Origin of the sequence: Streptomyces sp. NPDC058195 (genome assembly GCF_042883525.1) — a bacterium.
Taxonomy (GTDB): domain Bacteria; phylum Actinomycetota; class Actinomycetes; order Streptomycetales; family Streptomycetaceae; genus Streptomyces.
Window position 1 is genome coordinate 149,506 of sequence record NZ_JBHVVM010000013.1, and the last position, 18,226, is coordinate 167,731.

Consider the following 18,226-nt stretch of genomic DNA (forward strand, 5'->3'; position numbering starts at 1 on the left):
AGCTTAGCCTTACCTAAGCTTTCCTGGCCGGGTGTTGGCCCGCCGGACCGTCAGGTGCCGTCGGTCCCCCGCTGGAAGGGTTCGGCGGCCCGCAGCAGGTCCTGCGGGAGGTACGGGGATTCGACGCGTACGGACCAGCCCCGGCGGCGGGCGTGACAGGCCAGGGCCAGGATTTCGAGATCCAGGAAGGCGTCCGGACTGTCGGCCCGGTCGGCGACCTGGTAGTGGTCGCGATGGGCTTCGAGCGCGTCGGCGAGGGCCAGGTTGAAGCTCTCCTCGTCGCCCTCCACCAGCTGGGACAGCAGTACGGCCGGTGGCGTGGGAAAGCCCCGGTCCCGGGCCTTCTCGACCTGTTCCAGCGCCCGCCGCGCGGCCGGCCCGGGATCGGTGCCCTTCAGATAGGCGTGGAGGGCCTCGTGGTACGCGCTGAACACCGAGTGGTCCGGGTGCGCGAAGGCGGGACCGGTGAGGACCAGCGGGGCGAGGTCCTCGCGTACGCCGGTGATGAGCGCCAGCGCGGTGGCCGTCGCCCAGGTGCCGGCGCGGACCTCCTCCCCGCGCTCGGCCCGGTAGCGCAGGGTGCGGCCGTCCACGGTCACCTCGGTCTCGGTGCCCGGCTCCGCGAGGGCGACGCGGAACAGGGCCGCCCCTGTCCGGGAGGCCAGCCTGAGGTTCGCGAGCTGGGCGTCGGACACCCGGCCGGAGTCCCGCGCACGCCACTTGAAGAGCCGCTCCTGGTCGCCCATGACACTGCCGAGCCGCCAGAGGGAGAGGGGACTCCCGCCGTCGGAGGTGAACGCTTCCTCGACGTGCCTGTCGTACACGGCCTCCAGCTCCGGGGACACCGTCCTTTCGCGGGCGGGCCGCTCCACCACCAGCGGGCCCGCGGCGAGCGCGGCGACCGCGTCCGGCCGCCGGTCCCGGCCGAACCCCGCGACCCGGGGGCCCGGGGCCTCGAAGCCGGTGACCAGCGCGTGCGGAAGGTAGTCGGTGCGGACGGCCGGAGCCCAGCCCAGCGTCCGGTACGCGAACGCGGCCAGCGCGATGGGCACCAGCGGCAGGAGCGTGCCCGGGGAGGCCGAAGGGCCGTGCAGGACGCTCTCCTTGGCCAGGAGCCCGGCCAGCGCGGCGTCGAAGGCGCCCCGCTCCCCGGCGGCCAGGGCGCGCAGGGCACCCAGCGCCACGCTGCCCGGCCGGTCCAGGAGGGGCTCGCCGCTCTGCTCGGCGCGGACCCGGACGCGGTCCAGAGCCGCGTCCACGGCGGCGGTCTTGGCCCGCGCGCTCGGCGGGTACTCCTCGTCGTCGCCGGTGTCGTCCAGGAACACGGCCGTCAGGCCCGCGGCCAGCTCCCCGGCGGGCGTTCCCTGTGCCTGCGCGGCGAACTTCTGCCGGGCGAAACGGAACGCCTCGCCATGCCAGCCGGCCCGCTCCGTGAGCACCGCCAGACACAGCGCGTCGGTCCACTCCCCGGGCGTGACGCTCTCCGCGGGGGCGTCCTCCCCCGGCGCGTAGTCCATGCCGAAGTTCACGTACTCCAGAAAGACCTGGAAGGAGCAGTGCGGGTGGTACGCGGCATAGGAGACGGCGCCCGCCGCGGCCTCGGCGGTGTCCCTCAGGACGGCCTTGGCCTCCGGAGTACCGAGGCCGGGCGTCCCGACGGAGAGGGCGCCCAGGTAGTCGAGGAATTCCTCGGAGAGGAACTGCCACGCGTAGGTGGTCATCCGGTCGGCTCTCGACAGGGACCGCACCCGGCCCCCGATGCGGTTCGGGAAGTCCTCCATGGCCGCCGACACGGCGGCCCCGCCCACCTGGTGACGCTCTATCCGCACTGCTCTGCTCCTTGGTCGGTGTCTGCGCCACCCTACGAGGGGGGTCCGACACCCGCCCTCGCCGCCGGGCGTGCCCGGTGGACCGCTGGTCAGGGCCGATCGGCCCTAGTGGTGAAGGCGCCCCGCTGGGTTCACTGCGTTGCATCGCACGCCGCTGGTGCGCGCGGGAGGGAAGCATGGTGATCGCAGTCGTCGGGCACAGGGACCTCGGCAGCCGAACCCTGGAGCTGGTGGAAGCCGAACTGAGAACGCGGCTGGACCGATTGGCGGAGGGAGCCGCCGCGCTGGTGCGGGCCGGGTCGGGGCTTCCGCTGGTATTCGGGCGGGCGGCCCGCGAGGCGGGACGGAAGCTGACGGTGCTGCTGCCGTCCCAGGGCGCGGTGCCCGCCGCGCTGCCGGAGCCGGACCGTTCGGCCGCGGGCGAACTGCTGGTCCTGGCCGAACAGGTGCGGCTGCTGGCCTTCGATCCGGCCGACCGGAACGCGTGTGTCGGTGCGGACGAACGGCTGGTGGCGGCCAGCGGGACGGTCCTCGCGGTGTGGGACGGATCGCCCTCGGACGGCGGGGACGCCACCGCGCATCTGGTCGCCTTCGCGCGGGCGCGTGGCATCGCGGTGGAGGTCGTCTGGCCGGCCGGTTCGGTACGGGGGCGACGGTGAAGCTGTCGGACCGCGGTACGCGGACGGTACGGACGCGGGGCACGGACCCGGAGCGCGCGGAGGCGTCCGGTCACGGCGAGGCCGTACGGGACGGAGCGGGTCGCGACGGCGCGGATCATGGCGGCGTGGGTCACGGCGCGGATCATGACTACGCCGCGGATGACGGGCCCGCGTGCGGCGGGGCCGGTGCCGACGCGGCCGGACACGACCAGGACCGCGCCGGAGCGCGGCGGGGATTCGGCTGGCTGCTGATCGTCACCGCCGCGCTCGGACTGCTCGCCTCGTTCGTCATCACGGTCGACAAGTTCGAGCTCCTCGCCGACCCCGGCTTCGTCCCCGGCTGCTCGCTCAGCCCCGTGGTGTCCTGCACGAGCGTGATGACCAGTGACCAGGCGTCGGTGTTCGGCTTCCCCAACCCGCTCCTCGGGCTGATCGGCTTCGCGGTGGTGCTGGGCACCGGCGCGGGCCTGCTCGCCGGTGCGCGCTACCGGCGCTGGTACTGGCTCGGGCTGAACCTCGGCACCCTGTTCGGTACCGGCTTCTGCATGTGGCTGATGACCCAGGCCCTCTACGAGATCGGTGCCCTGTGCCTGTGGTGCATGCTCGTATGGGCGGTCACGATCTTCATGTTCTGGCACACCACGGTGCACAACCTGCGCCACGGGGTACTCCCCGCACCGCGCGCCCTGGTGGCGGCGGTGCTGGAGTTCCCGCTCGTGGTGCCGGTGACCTGGTGCCTGTCCATCGTCATGCTGATAGCAGTCCGCTTCTGGCCGTACTGGCGGACCTTCCTGTGACCGTTCCCCTGACAGTGGTGTCGAGATGAAGGTGCGTCTCCGGAATTCCGGCGGCGGTCAGCCGGGCGGCGACCTCCTGCTCGGCACCGGCCGGAGCGGTTTCGGGGCAGAGGGCCACGAAGGCGTGCTGCCGGGCCGTGGACCGCGCCCCGGTGTCCCCGAAGCGGGCACCCGCGGCGTCCGCCGCGACGACGGTCAGCCAGGACCGGTTGCGCCGGAACGCCTCCAGGCTCGCCGCGTCGTACATCTCCTCGCCCGCCCCCGCACTCCCCGGACCGCCATGCCCCAGCAGCAGCCGTACCCGGTGCACACCGGACCGGTCCGCGTCGATCCGCTGGAGCAGCGCCTTCATCGGGGCCCAGCCCGTGCCGGAGGCCAGCAGCAGCAGATCGGCCGAGAGCAGATGGTCCGGCAGGACCAGCGCACCGCGCGGCGCCCCGAGGCGGACCGTGCCGCCCGCCCGCGTGCCGTGCACCAGCGCGTCGCTCACCCCGCCAGCGCCCCGGGCCCGTACGTGGAACTCCAGTTCGCCGTCCGGGTGCGGGGCGCGGGCCAGGTAGTACGGGCGCCACGCCTGCTCCAGCAGCGGGGACTCCAGGGACGCGTACTGCCCGGCCTCGAAGGCGTACGGCTGGTGCGGGCGGACCCGCAGCACCGCGAGACCGGGGGCGCGCAGCTCGTGCGAGGTCACCGTCGCCTCCCAGCTGGGCGGTTCGGCGATCGCCTCGTCGGCGCCCCGGACCATCGCCGAGACCGCCAGGTGCAGCATCCGCAGCCAGGCATCCTCCAGCGCACCGGTCCACCGGACCCCGGCCCGCATCCGCAGCGCTTCGATGAGCGCTTCTTCGAACGCCTCGAACTGCGCGGGGCGCACCCCGAGCTTGCGGTGGTCGCGGCCCAGCTGACCGCATACGCGGATCAGCTCGTCCGTACGGTGCAGACTGCCGATCAGGTAGTGGAAGATCGACGCGAGATGGTCCTGCTGGAACGCCATCGACTCGGGGAACAGCGCCCGCAGGTAGGGGTGGCGCTCGAAGAGGAACCGGTACAGGTCCGCGATCAGCTCGTCCATCGGGGCCACCAGCGGCAGCGAGTCGCTGATCAGCAGCTGGTCGGCCCTGCCGTCGTAGGCCTGGGGGGCCTCGGCGGTCCACCGGTCCGTGCGGCTGTCGGCCGGGGCCAGGATGCGTCGTCGCAGGCGCATCGCGTCATGCCGCGCGAGCAGTGCGTGGTAGTCCTCGCTGGAGGTGTTCATGGGCCGGTTGCTCCTTGTTGCAGCGCAGTGGGGGTGGCCGGAAGGGAGATGTCCGTGGGCGCCCGGACGATCTTGGCGGCGTCAGTATGGCACCGGCCCCCACCCGCTGACCGGCCCCCGGCCACAGGGTCTTTAGGCCCTGTTCAGATGCCGTTCACCATGCCTCCGCACCCCGCCGGAACCCTCCCCGGAGCCGGGCACATACTGTTTTTGGCCCTCTCCCCGAACCGATCGAGCCTGATGTGAGTGAGTTCGCGAACACCGCAACAACCACGACCCCGCAGCACCCGGCCCCCTTGCCGGTCACAGCCCCCGTACGCGTCTTCATCCTCGACGACCACGAGGTCGTGCGGCGCGGCGTACGCGACCTTCTGGAGGCCGAGGACGACATCGAGGTGGTCGGCGAGGCGTCCACCGCCCGGGAGGCGCTCGCCCGCGTACCGGCCACCCGGCCGCAGGTCGCCGTGCTGGACGTACGCCTCGGCGACGACCAGGGCGGGGACCACGCCGGGATCGAGGTGTGCCGGGAACTGCGCGCCCTGATGCCCGAACTCGCCTGCCTGATGCTCACGTCCTTCGACGACGACGAGGCACTGTTCGACGCCATCATGGCGGGGGCGGCGGGCTATGTGCTCAAGCAGATCAACGGCGCCGATCTGATCACCGCCGTACGCCGGGTCGCCTCCGGCAGCTCGATGCTCGATCCGCGCACCACCGCCCGGGTGATGGAACGGCTGCGCGGTGCCGAACAGCAGCCGCCCGCCGAGCCGTCCGAGGCGGCGCAGCTCGACGGACTCACGCCCCGGGAACGGCAGATCCTCGACCTGATCGGCGAGGGCCTCACCAACCGGGAGATCGCCGAGCGCCTCTTCCTCGCGGAGAAGACCGTGAAGAACCGCATCTCGTCGATCCTCGCCAAGCTGGGCGTGGGCCGCCGCATCCAGGCCGCGATGCTCGTCGGCCGGGTCAGGGAACACCGGGGCTGACGGGCCCCTGCCTCCGGGCAGGGACCGCATCCTGGCAGGGGCTCAGGGGCTCAGGGGCTCAGGGGCTCAGGGGCTCAGGGTCTCAGGGGTCTCCTGAGCCCGTGCTTCCCTCGCCCGGTCCACCCGGGCGGGGGCGCGCCGGTCAGTCGTGCAGGGGCGCGCGCCAGACGATCCGGGTGCCGCCGTCCTCGGGCCGTTCCACGGACAGCGCGCCCCCGCACAGCTCCGCCCGGGTCCGCATGTTGGCCAGCCCGCCGGAGCGCCCGGCCGCCGGCCCCGCCCCGGCGGCGGCCAGTACGTCGTCCGGGATTCCGGCGCCGTTGTCGGTGACGGCCAGGGTCACCACGTCGTCCGCCGCGAGCTCGATGCCGATCCGGGTGGCGCGGGCGTGCCGGGAGGCGTTGGACACCGCCTCGGCGGCCACCGCCACCAGATGCTCGGCCAGTTCGTCCGGCACCGTGGTGTCGACCGGCCCGTCGATCCGCAGCGAGGGCTGGAACCCCAGGGCGTGCGCCGCGGTGCGGGCGGTCTCCGCCATCCGGTGCCGCAGCCCGCCGCGCCCCGCCCGTTCCGCGGTCCGCAGATCGAAGATGGTGGACCGGATGATCCGGATCGTGGTGTCCAGGTCGTCCACCGCCCGGCTGACCCGCTCCGCCGCGCCCGGCCGGTCGGCGATGGCCCGGGTGGTGCTCTGCAGAGTCATTCCCGTGGCGAAGAGCCGCTGGATCGCCAGATCGTGCAGATCACGGGCGATCCGGTCCCGGTCGTGCATGACGGCCAGCTCCTCGGACTCGGCCCGCCTGCGGGCCAGCTCCAGGGCGATGGCCGCCTGGTCGGCGAAGCCCGAGACCAGCGCGATCTCCGTCTCGTCGAACGGCGGCCGGTCCACCGGCCGGCCCAGCCGCAGCGCGCCGCTCGCCCCCGTGTCCACCCGCAACGGCACGGTCACCACCGGCCCCAGCCCGTCCTCGGCCCCGTCGCCGAACGGATGAGCCCGGGGATCGGTCCGTACGTCGGCACAGTGCACCGGCGTCCCGGTGCGGGCCGCGAGGCCGGCCAGCGACCCGCGCGCCGGGACGGACAGCCCCGTCACCCGCCCGGCGTCCCGGCCGTGGGCGACCGCGACCGTCAGCCGCGCCTCGGCCCCCTCACCGGCCCCCGGCGGCGACGGCAGCAGGATCGCGGCCCGGTCGGCCCCCGCCACCTCCATCGCCCGCTCGGCGATCAGGTGCAGCACCTCGTCGGCGTCCGTCCCCGACAGCAGACTGCGGGTGATCTCGCCGAGCGCCTCCAGCCGCCGCTCCCGGCGACGGCTCTCGTCATACATGCGCGCGTTGTCGATGGCGACCCCGGCCGCGATCGACAACGTGGTCAGCAGCGACTCGTCGTCGGCGTCGAAGCCCGCCCCGCCCCGCTTCTCGGTGAGGTACAGGTTGCCGAACACCTCGTCCCGCACCCGGATCGGCACCCCGAGGAAGGTGTGCATCGGCGGGTGGTGGGGCGGGAAGCCGAAGCTGCGCGGATGACTGCTCAGGTCGGTCAGCCGCAGCGGCTCCGGACGCTGGATCAGCTCACCGAGGATGCCGCGGCCGCACGGTGTCTGACCGATCTCGGCGGCCAGCGGTTCCGATATGCCGACCGGCAGGAACTCCAGCAGCGTCTGCCCGTCCCCGACGATGCCCAGCGCCCCGTACTCCGCGTCGGTCAGCGTCACCGCGGCCTCCACGATGCCGCGCAGCACCTCGGGCAGCTCCAGGCCGCGCCCCAGGCTCATCACCGCGTCCAGCAGACCGCGCATCCGGTCCGGGCGGCTCGGCTGCGGCCAGTCGGCCGCGACGGGGCAGTGGGCCCCGTGCGGGGCGGCGGGTACGTCGGCGGGGGAGCCGGACACCGTGGGTGCTGTCTCTGTCATCGGGGTGCCGCTCTCAGGTTCCGTGTGCCATGGGCGTATGCCGGGGGATCGCTCACCGGATCACCGGGGGTCTGGGACCGGTCCACGGACGGTCAGCCTACGGCAGTCACCCGGCCCGGTCCGGAGGTGCTCCCGCGAACCGGCCCGGACGGTGGGGCCGGTCGGCCGTGCGGGGGCCCGGCGAGTAGGGCCGGTCGTCCCGGTGAACGGTACCCGTCGGTCCCTGGAGGCGCCCCGGGGGCACGGCCAGCATGGTGCGGTCGGGAAGGTCCGGCCCGTCCCCTCGTGATTCACCGGGCCTTTCCGGCCGCTCCTCACGCCCCGCACGGCGGGGGAGCGCTCGTAGAACCGCAAGAGCTGGAGGACACGGTCCGGTGGACGCAATGGAAAAGCAGGGCAGTCTGGCCGCCCCCGCGCAAGGGCCCCTGCCCCCCGGCCCCGACCGGCCCGGCCGCCCGTCCCGCGGCCGGATCGTCGTCTCGTGGCTCACCACGACCGACCACAAGCAGATCGGCACGCTGTACCTCGTCACCGCGTTCCTGTTCTTCCTCATCGGCGGCGTCATGGCGCTCGTGATGCGCGCCGAACTCGCCCGCCCCGGCACGCAGATCATCTCCAACGAGCAGTTCAACCAGGCGTTCACCATGCACGGCTCGGTGATGCTGCTGCTGTTCGCGATGCCGCTGTTCACCGGATTCGCCAACTGGCTGATGCCACTCCAGATCGGCGCCCCCGACGTGGCGTTCCCGCGGCTGAACATGCTGGCGTACTGGCTGTTCCTCTTCGGCTCGCTGATCGCCGCCGGTGGATTCCTCACCCCGCAGGGCGCCGCCGACTTCGGCTGGTTCGCCTACGCCCCGCTGTCGGACGTCACGTATTCACCCGGAATAGGCGCCGACATGTGGATCATGGGTGTGGCGCTCTCCGGATTCGGGTCCATTCTCGGCGCGGTCAATTTCATCACCACCATCATCTGCATGCGCGCCCCCGGAATGACCATGTTCCGGATGTCGATCTTCACCTGGAACGTGCTGCTGACCGCCGTACTCATTCTCCTGGTCTTCCCGGTCCTGGCAGCGGCGCTCTTCGCGCTGGAGATGGACCGGAAATTCGGTTCGCACATCTTCGACCCGGCCAACGGCGGCGCTCTGCTCTGGCAGCACCTCTTCTGGTTCTTCGGCCACCCCGAGGTCTACGTCCTGGCCCTGCCGTTCTTCGGGATAGTCTCCGAGATCGTCCCGGTCTTCTCCCGCAAGCCGATGTTCGGCTACATCGGCCTGGTCGCCGCGACGATCGCGATCGCCGGACTCTCCGTCACCGTCTGGGCCCACCACATGTACGTGACCGGTGGCGTGCTGCTCCCCTTCTTCTCCTTCATGACCTTCCTGATCGCCGTGCCGACCGGAGTGAAGTTCTTCAACTGGATCGGCACGATGTGGAAGGGATCGCTGTCCTTCGAGACACCGATGCTGTGGACCACCGGATTCCTTGTCACCTTCGTGTTCGGCGGACTGACCGGCGTCATCCTGGCCTCACCGCCGCTCGACTTCCACGTCTCCGACACGTACTTCGTCGTCGCGCATTTCCACTACACGCTCTTCGGTACGGTCGTGTACGCGATGTTCGCCGGATTCCATTTCTGGTGGCCGAAATTCACCGGGAAAATGCTCGACGAGCGGCTCGGGAAGATCACGTTCTGGACGCTGACGGCCGGATTCCACCTCACCTTCCTGGTCCAGCACTGGCTCGGTGCCGAGGGAATGCCGCGCCGGTACGCCGACTATCTCGCCGCCGACGGGTTCACCGCCCTCAACACCCTCTCCACCATCGGATCGTTCCTGCTCGGACTGTCGTTCCTGCCCTTCTTCTACAACGTCTGGAAGACCAGCCAGTACGGCAAGAAGGTGACCGTCGACGACCCCTGGGGCTACGGCCGCTCTCTGGAATGGGCCACCTCCTGCCCGCCGCCCCGGCACAACTTCACCTCCCTGCCCCGCATCCGCAGCGAATCCCCGGCCTTCGACCTGCACCACCCGGAGATCACCGCGCTGGAATCCGCAGCGTCGCACTGACCGTCGCACTGCCCCCTGCCCGCCCCGCGAACCGCTTCCCGAGGAGTTCCGCCGATGTCCCACGGAGTACTGGCGGGAGGAGTGGTCGCACTCCTCGCAGCCGGAAACGTCTGGTACCTGCCCGCCTACATCGATCTGCGGGCGGGCCAGGACCGGCCGCGCTCGCGGCGGCCCGCCGCGGCCGCCGTGCTGACCGGGTGGGGCACGGTGCCCCTCACCCTGTTCCTGCTGCTTCTGCCCGTGGCCCCGGGCCTGGCCGTGCTGCCCGCGGTGGCCGGGGCCACCGCCGTGGTCTGCCTGGCCGTCCAGTCCCGGCTGCTGCGGGCCCAGGAACAGCGCGAGGAGGAGGCCTGCTGGTCCACCCTGTTCCCGGTACGGGCTGAGCAGAGGAGGAGCGGCCCCGGCGAGCTGAGCCCCCGGGCCGACGACGGACCCCGCAGCAGGTAGGGCGTGGCGGCGTACGGACCCTGTGACCCGTGGAGGGAACCAGGGTCCGTACGCCGTTGTCCGTGGTGGACCGGGCGGGGGTTCCCGCGCTCAGGGGCGGGCCGCCGTGCCGCCCTGCCGCTCGCGGACGGCGATCCGGGCGAGCTTCGTCAGCATCATGCCGTTGCGGATGGAGACGAGGTAGTCGACGGGGAGCCCGTGCATGCGGGTACCGGGGCCCCGCAGAGGATGCCATTCGAGCAGGAAGAGGGTGTTCCCGCCCCAAGGGATCAGGTTCATGGCGATGCGGGCCGCGCCGAAGGGGTCCGCCTTCGCCTCCAGCTCCAGGCGGCGCCCGGGTTCGCAGATGCGGACGACACAGGTGTCGTCGAGAGTGACGGCGCCGACCCCCACCCGGACCCGCAGCCGGGCACCCGCCTCGGGCCAGTGCGGGTCGGCGGCGATGACCTGCTGCGTTCCCGAGACCCACTCCCCGTAACGGCGGCCGTCGGACAGCAGGCTCCACACCGTGGACGGCGGGCTCAGGATCAAGCGGCGGTTCCGGGACACTGCGACCGCCTTTCTTCTTCCCGTCGGGGCGACGTGTGTGGTTCCGGCCGACGCTATCGGCAACGTGCGACCCCCGCATGCGCGGCCGGACCGCGTGTCGCGACCCCCGCATGCGCGGCGGACCGCGTGTCGCCGGAGCGCGCCGCCCAGCGGCTGACGCCGTGGCCGCGGCGTCGCCGCTGTTCCCCACGGGCTACGTCCGCGTCCGCCCCGCCCCCTGGTGCCGCCCCAGCAGCGCGTCGCCCTCCTCGCTGCGCCGGTAGCGGACGACGTGCCGGTCGCGTGCACGCAGGACCAGGCCGGAGCGGTGCAGCACCCCCAGGTGGTACGAGACCGTGGCCGGGGACAGGTGGATCCGCGCCGCCAGTTCGCCGGTGGACCGCGCGACGTCCAGGTCGCCCAGCAGAGCGGCCCGGCTCTGCCCGAGCAGCTTCCCCATCGCGGGGGTGCGGGGGTGGTCCAGCGCGGAGCCGAGACCGGCCGCCGGGTAGAACAGGACGAGGTCGCCGGAGGTCTCCAGCTGTACGCCGACCTCCGCGTGCAGGGTCGGCGTCAGTACCACCTCCCTGTCGGACGGCCGGACCTCTTCCTCGTACCTCCCTTTGCGTATGTCGAGCCGGCCACCCGACCAGCCGATGTCCGGGTGCAGGGTGTCGAGGAGATGCCCGACCCCGTGCCCGGCCATCTCGCGCGAGCGCGCGGCGATGTCCGCTTCGAGAGCGGCGCACATACCGGTCCACTCGTCGGCGAGCGCCTCCCTCCAGAACTGCCGCATGCCGTTGGCGACCCGTCGCCCGAACTCTCCCGCGTCTAGTGCCGACCGCAGCGACGCGGGCATCGGGCCGCCGCCGAACCGCACCGTGGCGACCTGGTGGGCGGCGTCCTCCTCGGACGTCGCGTCCATCATGGCCAGCTGTTCGTCGAAGACGCGTCCCGCGGCGCCGCGGGACGGCATCGGAGTGAGCAGATCGGGCATGTAGGTGAGCCCGTTGCGCCCATCGGGCTGGCAGTACGCGATCAGCGCGACGTCGGGCCTGCGCAGCGCCGAGCGCGCCGCGGGCCCCGGATCGCCCAGGAACGGATGGCGGCGTCCCGCCGCCGTGAGCCGCAGCCACGTCACCACGTCATGCGCCGGGGACAACGAAAGCCGGACCCTGCTCAGCGTCCCCGCGTCGGGAATCACGGATATCACGTCGGTGAATCGTAGGCGCGCATGCCTCATTCGAAGCAGTTCGAATCACTAACAGGCTTGCTCTGAACGGTAGTTGTCTTGATGTGCGGCGCCCGCGACCGGGTGGCGCACACCACGGACAGGAGATCGTCATGATGGCAGGGAGCAAGCGCTTCGCGGCGGCACTCGCGGGTGCCGCCGCCGTGTGCACCGTCCTCACCGCCCCCGCGCAGGCCGCCCAGGCCCCGGGCGCCGGTGCACAGGTGAAGAGCTGCTACGGCAGCGCGTTCGCGTACACGGCCCAGGCGGGCGACGCCACCCACCCGGCGCACTACCCCACCTACGGCAACTGGACCACTGTCGCGGGCTACTGCAACGACATCAACATCAAGACCAACGCCACCCGCCAGGTCCAGGTCTGTACGCACAACAAGTGCCACGGCTGGATCACGGCGTCCAAGGGCGTGTGGACGGTGATCTTCTCCGGATCGACGCCGGGCGCCGAGTACTACGTGAACTTCAAGGGTGCGGCCACCAACTCCGGACTGATCGCGGACTGACCCGCACCGGGCACCCATACCGGCCGGGCCGAAGCTGAAGCCGACGGGGGCGGCGGAGGCGGCGGGGGCAGCGGGCGGAGGGGGGCCGCCCGTCACGTGCCCTTGGAGAGGGGGAGGGAGGGGCACGGGGGAACAGGGGAGCGTGGAAGGGCGAGCGAGACGACGGCTGAAGCCCTCCCGTACCGCTTCGACGGGTCCGAGAGCGCGCCGAAGCCGGTCCTCGGGCGGCCGTCCGGCGCCTTCACGCTTCCCTGGCCCCGCCCTCCGCGCCGAAGGCCCGGCGGCACGGCGCCGCACCCCCGTGGTGCGGCGCCGTGTCCGTGCGTCTCGCCCAAGCTGCCCAGGGCGGTCGTCTCCCCGGGCGGACACCGCGGACGGAGCGGCCGGGCAGGGCGGCTTCGGGCCGCTGAGGCCCCGCTGACCCGCGGCTGCGGACGGCCAGGGCGCCACCGCGATACACCGGTCCCCCAGGGGAGACCCACCGCTGATCCGCGCGGTGCCGTTCCAGCAGTCTCCCCAGCGCCACCCGGCCGAGGGGCCCCGCGCCCGGAATCTACTGTCCGGCCCACTTCCCGCTCGTGGCGATCGCCTTCAGCTGCCGCAGGGTCAGCGCGGGGGTGCGCCGTGTGGCCTCCGTCTGCTGAGAACCGGAGTTGAACGCGGACACCACGACCCGCAGGCCGTTGGTACGGATGGTGTCGGCCGTCCACATCACCACGCCCGTGCCGCCCTTCTCGCCCGGTCCCCGACGCGTGACGACCTTTGTCCCGTCCGGGAGCACCTCCGCCCCGGCCCCGAACAGCTCGCCCTCCACGTCCGACATGTCCGGCTGCACGTTGATCTGCACCATGCTCGCGCCCTTGCCGTCGTTCACGACGACGTACGCGTACGCGTCGTCACCCCCCTCGGAGGTCACCTTCGCGGACGCGGGCAGCAGCGACTTGAGCTTCCTCAGGATCGTCCGGCCGTCCTGCTCCCGCGCCGACGGTGGCCGAACCGGCTCCGGGGCCGCCTTTTCCAGGGCGTTCATCACGGGCCGCCACACGCCGGAGGTGACGAGTCCCTTCAGCTGCCCCACCGTGAGCGGGGGCTCCGCCCGTGAGACGGCGGCGTCCTTCTCCGCGGGCGCGTTCCACTCGCTGGCATCGACCGTGTACCCGTCGGGGGTCACGAGATAGGCGTGCCACCACTTGGTGTCCACGCGCTTGTCGGCGTATTCGTACCCGCGCGACACCATCAGACGCGAACCGTCGGCAAGCGTCTCGTTCCGGCAGGAGTCGTACGGCACGAAGGTCTTGTCGGGGCAGGCGAGCTGCTGCTCCGCCTCCGTGCCCTCCGGGTCGACGGCGCCGACGCTCACACCGATCGCGGCTCTGCCCTCGCCGTCGTCGAAGACGAGGTGCGCCGATGGCCCGAACCGGTCGGCCGTGCCGCGCCCCGCCTGCTCGCTGACCTTCCCCTCCGGCAGCAGACTCTCCAGCCTCTTGATCACCTGCTGCGCCGAGAGCTGCGGCCCCTTGCCGGACGACGACTTCGCCGAAGGGCCGGTCTCCTGCCCGTCCGGCCGCGCGGCCACGCCCGCACCGCCGGTCCCCGGACCGCCGCCGAACGCGCCCGTGGCGTACGACGCCCCGAGCCCCACGACGGCGAGCGCCGCGACGCTGCCGGTCATGGCCGCGGCCCGCCTGCGCCGCAGCCTGCGCCGGCCGTGCGCGATCCCGCCGTCCACCAGCGGGCGCCCTTCCACGGAGAAGACCTCCCCGGTGTGGCGCAGCGCGTCACCGAGCCCGCCCTCGAAGGCGTCCAGATCCTCCTGGTTTCCAGACATGCCGAACCACCACCCTTTCTCGAAATAGCCAGTCGGGCCGATCAGTGCGCGGCGAAGTCCTTGATGCTGTCGCCGAGTTGCGCCCTCAGCCGGGCGAGCGCACGGGTACTGCGGGTGCGTACGGCCGCGGAGCTGACATGGAGGACGTCCGCGGTCTCCGCGATGGACCGGTCCTCCCAGTACCGCAGCACGACCACCGCCCGGTCCTTCGCGGGCAGCTTCCGCAGTGCTTCCAGGAGCGTGAGCCGCAGTGAGGCATCACCCTGCGCGGCCGTCTCCGGGGCCTCGGGGATCTCGTCGCTCGGCCGTTCTCCCGACGAGCGCCGCCGCTGGTGCGCCAGAAAGACCCGCACGAGAACGGTCTGCGCGTACGCCGCCGGATTGCCGAGCCTCGACGACCCCCAGACCACGTACATCCGCCCCAGTGTCTCCTGCACCAGATCCTCGGCGAGATGGGTGTCGCCGCTGGTCAGCAGGCATGCCGAACGGAAGAGATGCCCCATGCGGGCTGCCGCGAACTCCCGGAAGGCGGTCTCCTGGGACCGTCTCATCCGCCACCCTCCCCTTGCCTCGTCCCTTACTCCCTTTAGATGCGATGGGGGCGGCGGGATGTTTCACCCGCGTTGCTTCCTCCGGGGCCGGACCTCGTCCCCGGAGGCCGATGCCGATGCCGACGGCGCCGGTCTGACCGCGCTGTTCGCACATGGCCTTCCGCGGCCCCGTGTCCTCTCGTCGGCCCGGTGGGCGTCGTGCCGTCCGCGGACACGCGGGGTGGTGACCACGGCGACGGCCGCAGGCACCTCACGTCCCGCGGGCGGAGGGAGGGCGGCCGGCACCGTCCTCACCGGCCGATGGCCCGGACCGCCGTCCTGGAACGGTCTGCCGGGCCGGGCGCTCACGCGTCGCGCAGCAGAGCGTGCAGCGGATGGGCGGCGGCGTGCGCGGCCGGCCGCGCCAGGTGCAGGGCCGTGTGGAAGCAGCCGTCGGTCTCTTTGCCCCGGGGGTCGTTGCCGAGCGCGCGCACGGCGGCGATGGCGCCCCGCTGTTCGGCGGCGTCGGTGAAGCGCCGCTGCGGGTAGGTGCGACCGGTGTACTCCTGTGTGGTCAGACCGAACCGGTCCAGGCCCTCGGCGATGGCGCGGTAGGAGCCGGTGCGCAGGACGAAGGAGGCCACCCAGGCGGGCTCGTCCCTGCCCGCCAGCAGCGAGGCGAAGGTCCGGGCCGACAGGAAGCTCGCCCCGCCGGTCACCGTGATCAGACGCACGCCGCGCGTGGCCTGGTACAGCGCCGGGCTGGGCGCACCGGTCTCCAGGTTCTCGGCGAAGCCCGCCGTCAGCAGACCGACGGCGTGCGCGTACGCGAGGGCCGGAGCGGCGATGTCGAGGCCGACGACGCGGACGGCGTCCGCGCGGCGCCGCGCGGCGTAGTAGCGGCGGTCGGACTCCATCAGCTCGCCGGTCGTCATGCGGGCGGCCCGGGGCGAGGTGTAGCGCTCGTACAGCTCCTCCCACGTCACATGGTGGTTGAGGAGGGCCGCGTTGATGCCGTACGAGCAGCAGATGTCCAGGACCACGGCTTCGGCCCCGCGCTCCGCCGGGTGCGTGCCGTCCCCGGACAGGCCGACGAAGGACAGGAGGCGGCGGAAGACGCTCTGGGCGTGATGAGGCGTCTGATACCCCAGCGGCCCCAGAGCGCCGAAGTACGACCGCGGATCGGGCTGGCTGTAGACCTCGTCGAAACGCGTCATGCTCGTCGGCCCGCTGGTGCCGTGCCGGTCGTCCTCTGCGCTCATCAGGGCTCCTCCTCAGGAAGGGGACACCTGCATAGCGCACCACGCCACGGGCAGGAAGGGCGCCTCGGGCCGGTCCGGGAGCCCTCCGCCCGTGGTGGCACCGCCCGGACGGGGCGGGCCGGGTGGTCAGGGCAGGACGTAGCCGAGCATGCCGCCGTGGATCTGGCCCTCGCAGTCGGCCTGGTGGGACTCGAAGATCTGCCGGTTCTCCTTGCGCAGACAACGCAGCAGGGGCAGGCTCGGCACTCCGGCGGGCTGCGCGTTGTACAGCCAGCCAAGACGCGTCACGTACGTCTGGCCCTCGCAGCCGACGTCGGTGGTGGCGAAGTGGTCGCCGCGCACCTGGCAGAGGTAGAGGGGCTGCGTGTCGGGGGTGGGCGCGGTGTACAGGCTGCCCAGGGGGCCCTGGAGCTGGTAGCCGGCGGGGGCGTCCCACGGAGTGCTCAGGGTGTCGGAGCTCTTGTGGTAGCGGTTGAGTACGAAGGTGGGGGAGCCCACGTTCGGTTCGCCGGTGCACAGGTACTCGATGTGCACCTGCACCCACCCGTTGGGCAGCGAGTTGACGACGGCGGGACCGGCACTCACCCGGCACTCGGTCCGGGCGAAGCCGCGGGCGACCGCGGCATCGAGTCCGCTCGCGCGGGCGGACTGCTCGGCGACGTTCTGCGGGCCGCTGCCGAACCCCTGGATGTAGAGCTTGACGGGCCCGACGGAGGCGGCGGACGTCGGCGCGGCGGCGGTGGCGGTGGCACCGAGCGAGGCCAGGGCGAACGCGGTGGCGAGGGTGGCGGCGGACCGTCCGAGGGCGCGGCTGAGCAATCTCATGGACATACCTCGTTCCAGCAGGCGGGTGCGTCTCTCCTGCGCGTCCGCGACAGGAGGGCACTCCGGCGGGTTGGGTCGGTACAGCAGGCTCATAACTATCAGGCGGTATGGCCTCGTTGAAGCAACTCGCGAGGTATGTCCATTTCTGTGAGTCCGCTGGCCGGAGGGGCCCTCTTGACCGCATGCGGCGGGCGGCCCCGGCACGCACACGGCACGCACATGGCACGGGCACGGCACGGACACGGCGGCGGGTCCGCCGGGCGTCCTCGTCCACGGACCGGAGGGCCGATGCGCCCTGCCGGGAGCCGTCGCCGCCCCCGCGCGCCGGGACGCCGGTCCGCGGGCGTCCGACGACGCTGCGACGTGAAGGCGGTACCTGGACCGTGGTCGTGAGGAAACTCCCGCGTCCGGCAGACCAATGGGCCGCGCCGGGAACAGCCGGTCCGGTCGGCGCGGTTGCATCGAACGGGGGACCGGCGCCGTACGGGCGGGGGACGCGGAGACCGCGAGGTCGTCCGCCCCGCCAGGACCCGGGCCCCAGGACCGTGGTACGCCCGCCGCGCATAAGAACCAGGACGCATTTCCGCAGGAGGACTGTTTCATGACCGACCGACCCTTGACGCTCATGGCCGTACACGCCCACCCCGATGACGAGGCCACCAGCACCGGAGGGGTCCTCGCGCGGTACGCGGCGGAAGGCATCCGCACGGTTCTCGTGACGTGTACCGACGGCGGCTGCGGTGACGGACCGGGGGGCGCCAAGCCGGGCGACCCCGGGCATGATCCAGCGGCCGTCGCCCTGATGCGCAGCCAGGAACTGAAGGAGAGCTGTGACGTCCTGAAGATCAGCGACCTGGAGCTGCTGGACTACGCCGACTCCGGGATGGCCGGCTGGCCGGGCAACGACGCTCCCGGATCCTTCTGGCAGACCCCCGTGGAGGAAGGTGCTGCCCGGCTCGCGGAACTCATGCGGCACTACCGGCCCGACGTGGTCGTCACCTACGACGAGAACGGCTTCTACGGCCACCCCGACCACATCCAGGCCCACCGCATCACGATGGCGGCGCTGGAGATGACCGGGCTGACACCGAAGGTGTACTGGACGACGATGCCCCGCTCGACGATGCAGAGGTTCGGGGAGACCATGCGCGAGTTCGGTGGGGACATGCCGGAGCCGGATCCCGCCGAGATGGCCGCGCTGGCCGAGATCGGCCTGCCCGACGACGAGATCACCACGTGGGTGGACACCACCGCGTTCAGCGGCCAGAAGTTCGACGCGCTGGCCGCGCACGCCAGTCAGGGCGAGAACATCTTCTTCCTCAAGATGGGCAAGGAGAGGTTCGGCGAGCTGATGGGCATGGAGACCTTCGTACGCGTCAAGGACGCCACCGGCGCGTCCGTGCCCGAGAACGACCTCTTCGCCGGGCTGCGCTGACCCGCGGGATGCCGCCGGGCGCCGTCGCGACGGCCGACGGGTGAGGGGAACGGGCCGGGTCCGGCCGGAAGCGGCGCGGACCGGCCCGCCCGCGCGAGGGCGTGCGAGG

The 18,226-nt window shown here is 72.3% G+C and carries 16 protein-coding genes; 7 read left to right on the forward strand and 9 right to left on the reverse strand.

Features of this window, described 5'->3' with window-relative positions:
- Positions 1-50 precede the first annotated feature (50 nt).
- Positions 51-1,781, reverse strand: coding sequence for an Imm49 family immunity protein (locus ACFVWY_RS18395; protein ID WP_389873384.1), 1,731 nt, complete (start codon positions 1,779-1,781; stop codon positions 51-53).
- A 227-nt stretch (positions 1,782-2,008) separates the two neighbouring features.
- On the opposite strand from ACFVWY_RS18395, the gene ACFVWY_RS18400 reads away from it, so the two are divergent.
- The gene (locus tag ACFVWY_RS18400) at positions 2,009-2,488 is read left to right on the forward strand and encodes a hypothetical protein (protein ID WP_389873387.1); all 480 of its coding nucleotides are present in this window, start codon (positions 2,009-2,011) and stop codon (positions 2,486-2,488) included.
- Between the two features lie 125 nt (positions 2,489-2,613).
- Positions 2,614-3,285, forward strand: a complete 672-nt coding sequence (locus ACFVWY_RS18405; protein ID WP_389873231.1) for a vitamin K epoxide reductase family protein — start codon at positions 2,614-2,616, stop codon at positions 3,283-3,285.
- On the opposite strand, the gene ACFVWY_RS18410 is transcribed toward ACFVWY_RS18405, so the two are convergent.
- Positions 3,236-4,540, reverse strand: a complete 1,305-nt coding sequence (locus ACFVWY_RS18410) for a globin domain-containing protein (RefSeq protein WP_389873232.1) — start codon at positions 4,538-4,540, stop codon at positions 3,236-3,238. The two genes, ACFVWY_RS18405 and ACFVWY_RS18410, sit on opposite strands and share 50 nt — an antisense overlap.
- Before the next feature lie 296 nt (positions 4,541-4,836).
- Between ACFVWY_RS18410 and ACFVWY_RS18415 the strand changes: the two genes are divergently transcribed.
- Positions 4,837-5,526 (forward strand): response regulator, encoded by a 690-nt coding sequence (locus ACFVWY_RS18415; protein WP_389873234.1) that lies wholly within the window; start codon positions 4,837-4,839, stop codon positions 5,524-5,526.
- Between the two features lie 142 nt (positions 5,527-5,668).
- Here the strand turns inward: ACFVWY_RS18415 and ACFVWY_RS18420 are convergent, their stop codons facing one another.
- Positions 5,669-7,324 carry a GAF domain-containing protein gene (locus ACFVWY_RS18420; RefSeq protein WP_389873390.1) on the reverse strand — a complete coding sequence of 552 codons (1,656 nt, stop codon included), beginning with the start codon at positions 7,322-7,324 and terminating at the stop codon, positions 5,669-5,671.
- A gap of 497 nt (positions 7,325-7,821) precedes the next feature.
- On the opposite strand from ACFVWY_RS18420, the gene ctaD reads away from it, so the two are divergent.
- Together ctaD and ACFVWY_RS18430 are read left to right on the forward strand one after the other, a co-directional pair.
- A complete protein-coding gene (gene ctaD / locus ACFVWY_RS18425; RefSeq protein WP_389873393.1) occupies positions 7,822-9,510 on the forward strand; it encodes a cytochrome c oxidase subunit I in 1,689 nt (562 codons plus the stop codon).
- Positions 9,511-9,564: 54 nt separating this feature from the next.
- Positions 9,565-9,957 carry a hypothetical protein gene (locus ACFVWY_RS18430; protein WP_389873236.1) on the forward strand — a complete coding sequence of 131 codons (393 nt, stop codon included), beginning with the start codon at positions 9,565-9,567 and terminating at the stop codon, positions 9,955-9,957.
- A gap of 90 nt (positions 9,958-10,047) precedes the next feature.
- Here the strand turns inward: ACFVWY_RS18430 and ACFVWY_RS18435 are convergent, their stop codons facing one another.
- Positions 10,048-10,506 (reverse strand): SRPBCC family protein, encoded by a 459-nt coding sequence (locus tag ACFVWY_RS18435; protein ID WP_389873239.1) that lies wholly within the window; start codon positions 10,504-10,506, stop codon positions 10,048-10,050.
- A gap of 193 nt (positions 10,507-10,699) precedes the next feature.
- On the reverse strand, positions 10,700-11,698 hold the full coding sequence (locus ACFVWY_RS18440) for an ArsR/SmtB family transcription factor (protein WP_389873242.1): 999 nt from the start codon (positions 11,696-11,698) through the stop codon (positions 10,700-10,702).
- A gap of 131 nt (positions 11,699-11,829) precedes the next feature.
- On the opposite strand from ACFVWY_RS18440, the gene ACFVWY_RS18445 reads away from it, so the two are divergent.
- The gene (locus ACFVWY_RS18445; RefSeq protein WP_389873245.1) at positions 11,830-12,237 is read left to right on the forward strand and encodes a hypothetical protein; all 408 of its coding nucleotides are present in this window, start codon (positions 11,830-11,832) and stop codon (positions 12,235-12,237) included.
- Positions 12,238-12,790: 553 nt separating this feature from the next.
- Here ACFVWY_RS18445 and ACFVWY_RS18450 read toward each other — a convergent pair.
- The 4 genes from ACFVWY_RS18450 to ACFVWY_RS18465 form a co-directional block, all read right to left on the reverse strand.
- Positions 12,791-14,065 (reverse strand): hypothetical protein, encoded by a 1,275-nt coding sequence (locus ACFVWY_RS18450; RefSeq protein WP_389873248.1) that lies wholly within the window; start codon positions 14,063-14,065, stop codon positions 12,791-12,793.
- Positions 14,066-14,106: 41 nt separating this feature from the next.
- The gene (locus ACFVWY_RS18455; protein ID WP_389873251.1) at positions 14,107-14,616 is read right to left on the reverse strand and encodes a SigE family RNA polymerase sigma factor; all 510 of its coding nucleotides are present in this window, start codon (positions 14,614-14,616) and stop codon (positions 14,107-14,109) included.
- A gap of 344 nt (positions 14,617-14,960) precedes the next feature.
- On the reverse strand, positions 14,961-15,857 hold the full coding sequence (locus tag ACFVWY_RS18460; protein ID WP_389873254.1) for a hypothetical protein: 897 nt from the start codon (positions 15,855-15,857) through the stop codon (positions 14,961-14,963).
- A gap of 126 nt (positions 15,858-15,983) precedes the next feature.
- Positions 15,984-16,682, reverse strand: a complete 699-nt coding sequence (locus ACFVWY_RS18465) for a hypothetical protein (protein WP_389873257.1) — start codon at positions 16,680-16,682, stop codon at positions 15,984-15,986.
- Positions 16,683-17,283: 601 nt separating this feature from the next.
- Between ACFVWY_RS18465 and ACFVWY_RS18470 the strand changes: the two genes are divergently transcribed.
- Positions 17,284-18,117 carry a PIG-L family deacetylase gene (locus ACFVWY_RS18470; protein ID WP_389873260.1) on the forward strand — a complete coding sequence of 278 codons (834 nt, stop codon included), beginning with the start codon at positions 17,284-17,286 and terminating at the stop codon, positions 18,115-18,117.
- The last annotated feature ends 109 nt before the right edge of the window (positions 18,118-18,226 follow it).

Bases quoted from the DNA above. Each gene is read 5' to 3' on its own strand.
- ACFVWY_RS18465 (WP_389873257.1), bottom strand. From the start codon at position 16,682: ATGAGATTGCTCAGCCGCGCCCTCGGACGGTCCGCCGCCACCCTCGCC.
- ACFVWY_RS18460 (WP_389873254.1), bottom strand. From the start codon at position 15,857: ATGAGCGCAGAGGACGACCGGCACGGCACCAGCGGGCCGACGAGCATG.
- ACFVWY_RS18420 (WP_389873390.1), bottom strand. From the start codon at position 7,324: ATGCGCGGTCTGCTGGACGCGGTGATGAGCCTGGGGCGCGGCCTGGAG.
- ACFVWY_RS18430 (WP_389873236.1), top strand. From the start codon at position 9,565: ATGTCCCACGGAGTACTGGCGGGAGGAGTGGTCGCACTCCTCGCAGCC.
- ctaD (WP_389873393.1), top strand. From the start codon at position 7,822: ATGGAAAAGCAGGGCAGTCTGGCCGCCCCCGCGCAAGGGCCCCTGCCC.
- ACFVWY_RS18395 (WP_389873384.1), bottom strand. From the start codon at position 1,781: ATGGAGGACTTCCCGAACCGCATCGGGGGCCGGGTGCGGTCCCTGTCG.
- ACFVWY_RS18410 (WP_389873232.1), bottom strand. From the start codon at position 4,540: ATGAACACCTCCAGCGAGGACTACCACGCACTGCTCGCGCGGCATGAC.
- ACFVWY_RS18455 (WP_389873251.1), bottom strand. From the start codon at position 14,616: ATGAGACGGTCCCAGGAGACCGCCTTCCGGGAGTTCGCGGCAGCCCGC.
- ACFVWY_RS18445 (WP_389873245.1), top strand. From the start codon at position 11,830: ATGATGGCAGGGAGCAAGCGCTTCGCGGCGGCACTCGCGGGTGCCGCC.
- ACFVWY_RS18450 (WP_389873248.1), bottom strand. From the start codon at position 14,065: ATGTCTGGAAACCAGGAGGATCTGGACGCCTTCGAGGGCGGGCTCGGT.
- ACFVWY_RS18470 (WP_389873260.1), top strand. From the start codon at position 17,284: ATGACCGACCGACCCTTGACGCTCATGGCCGTACACGCCCACCCCGAT.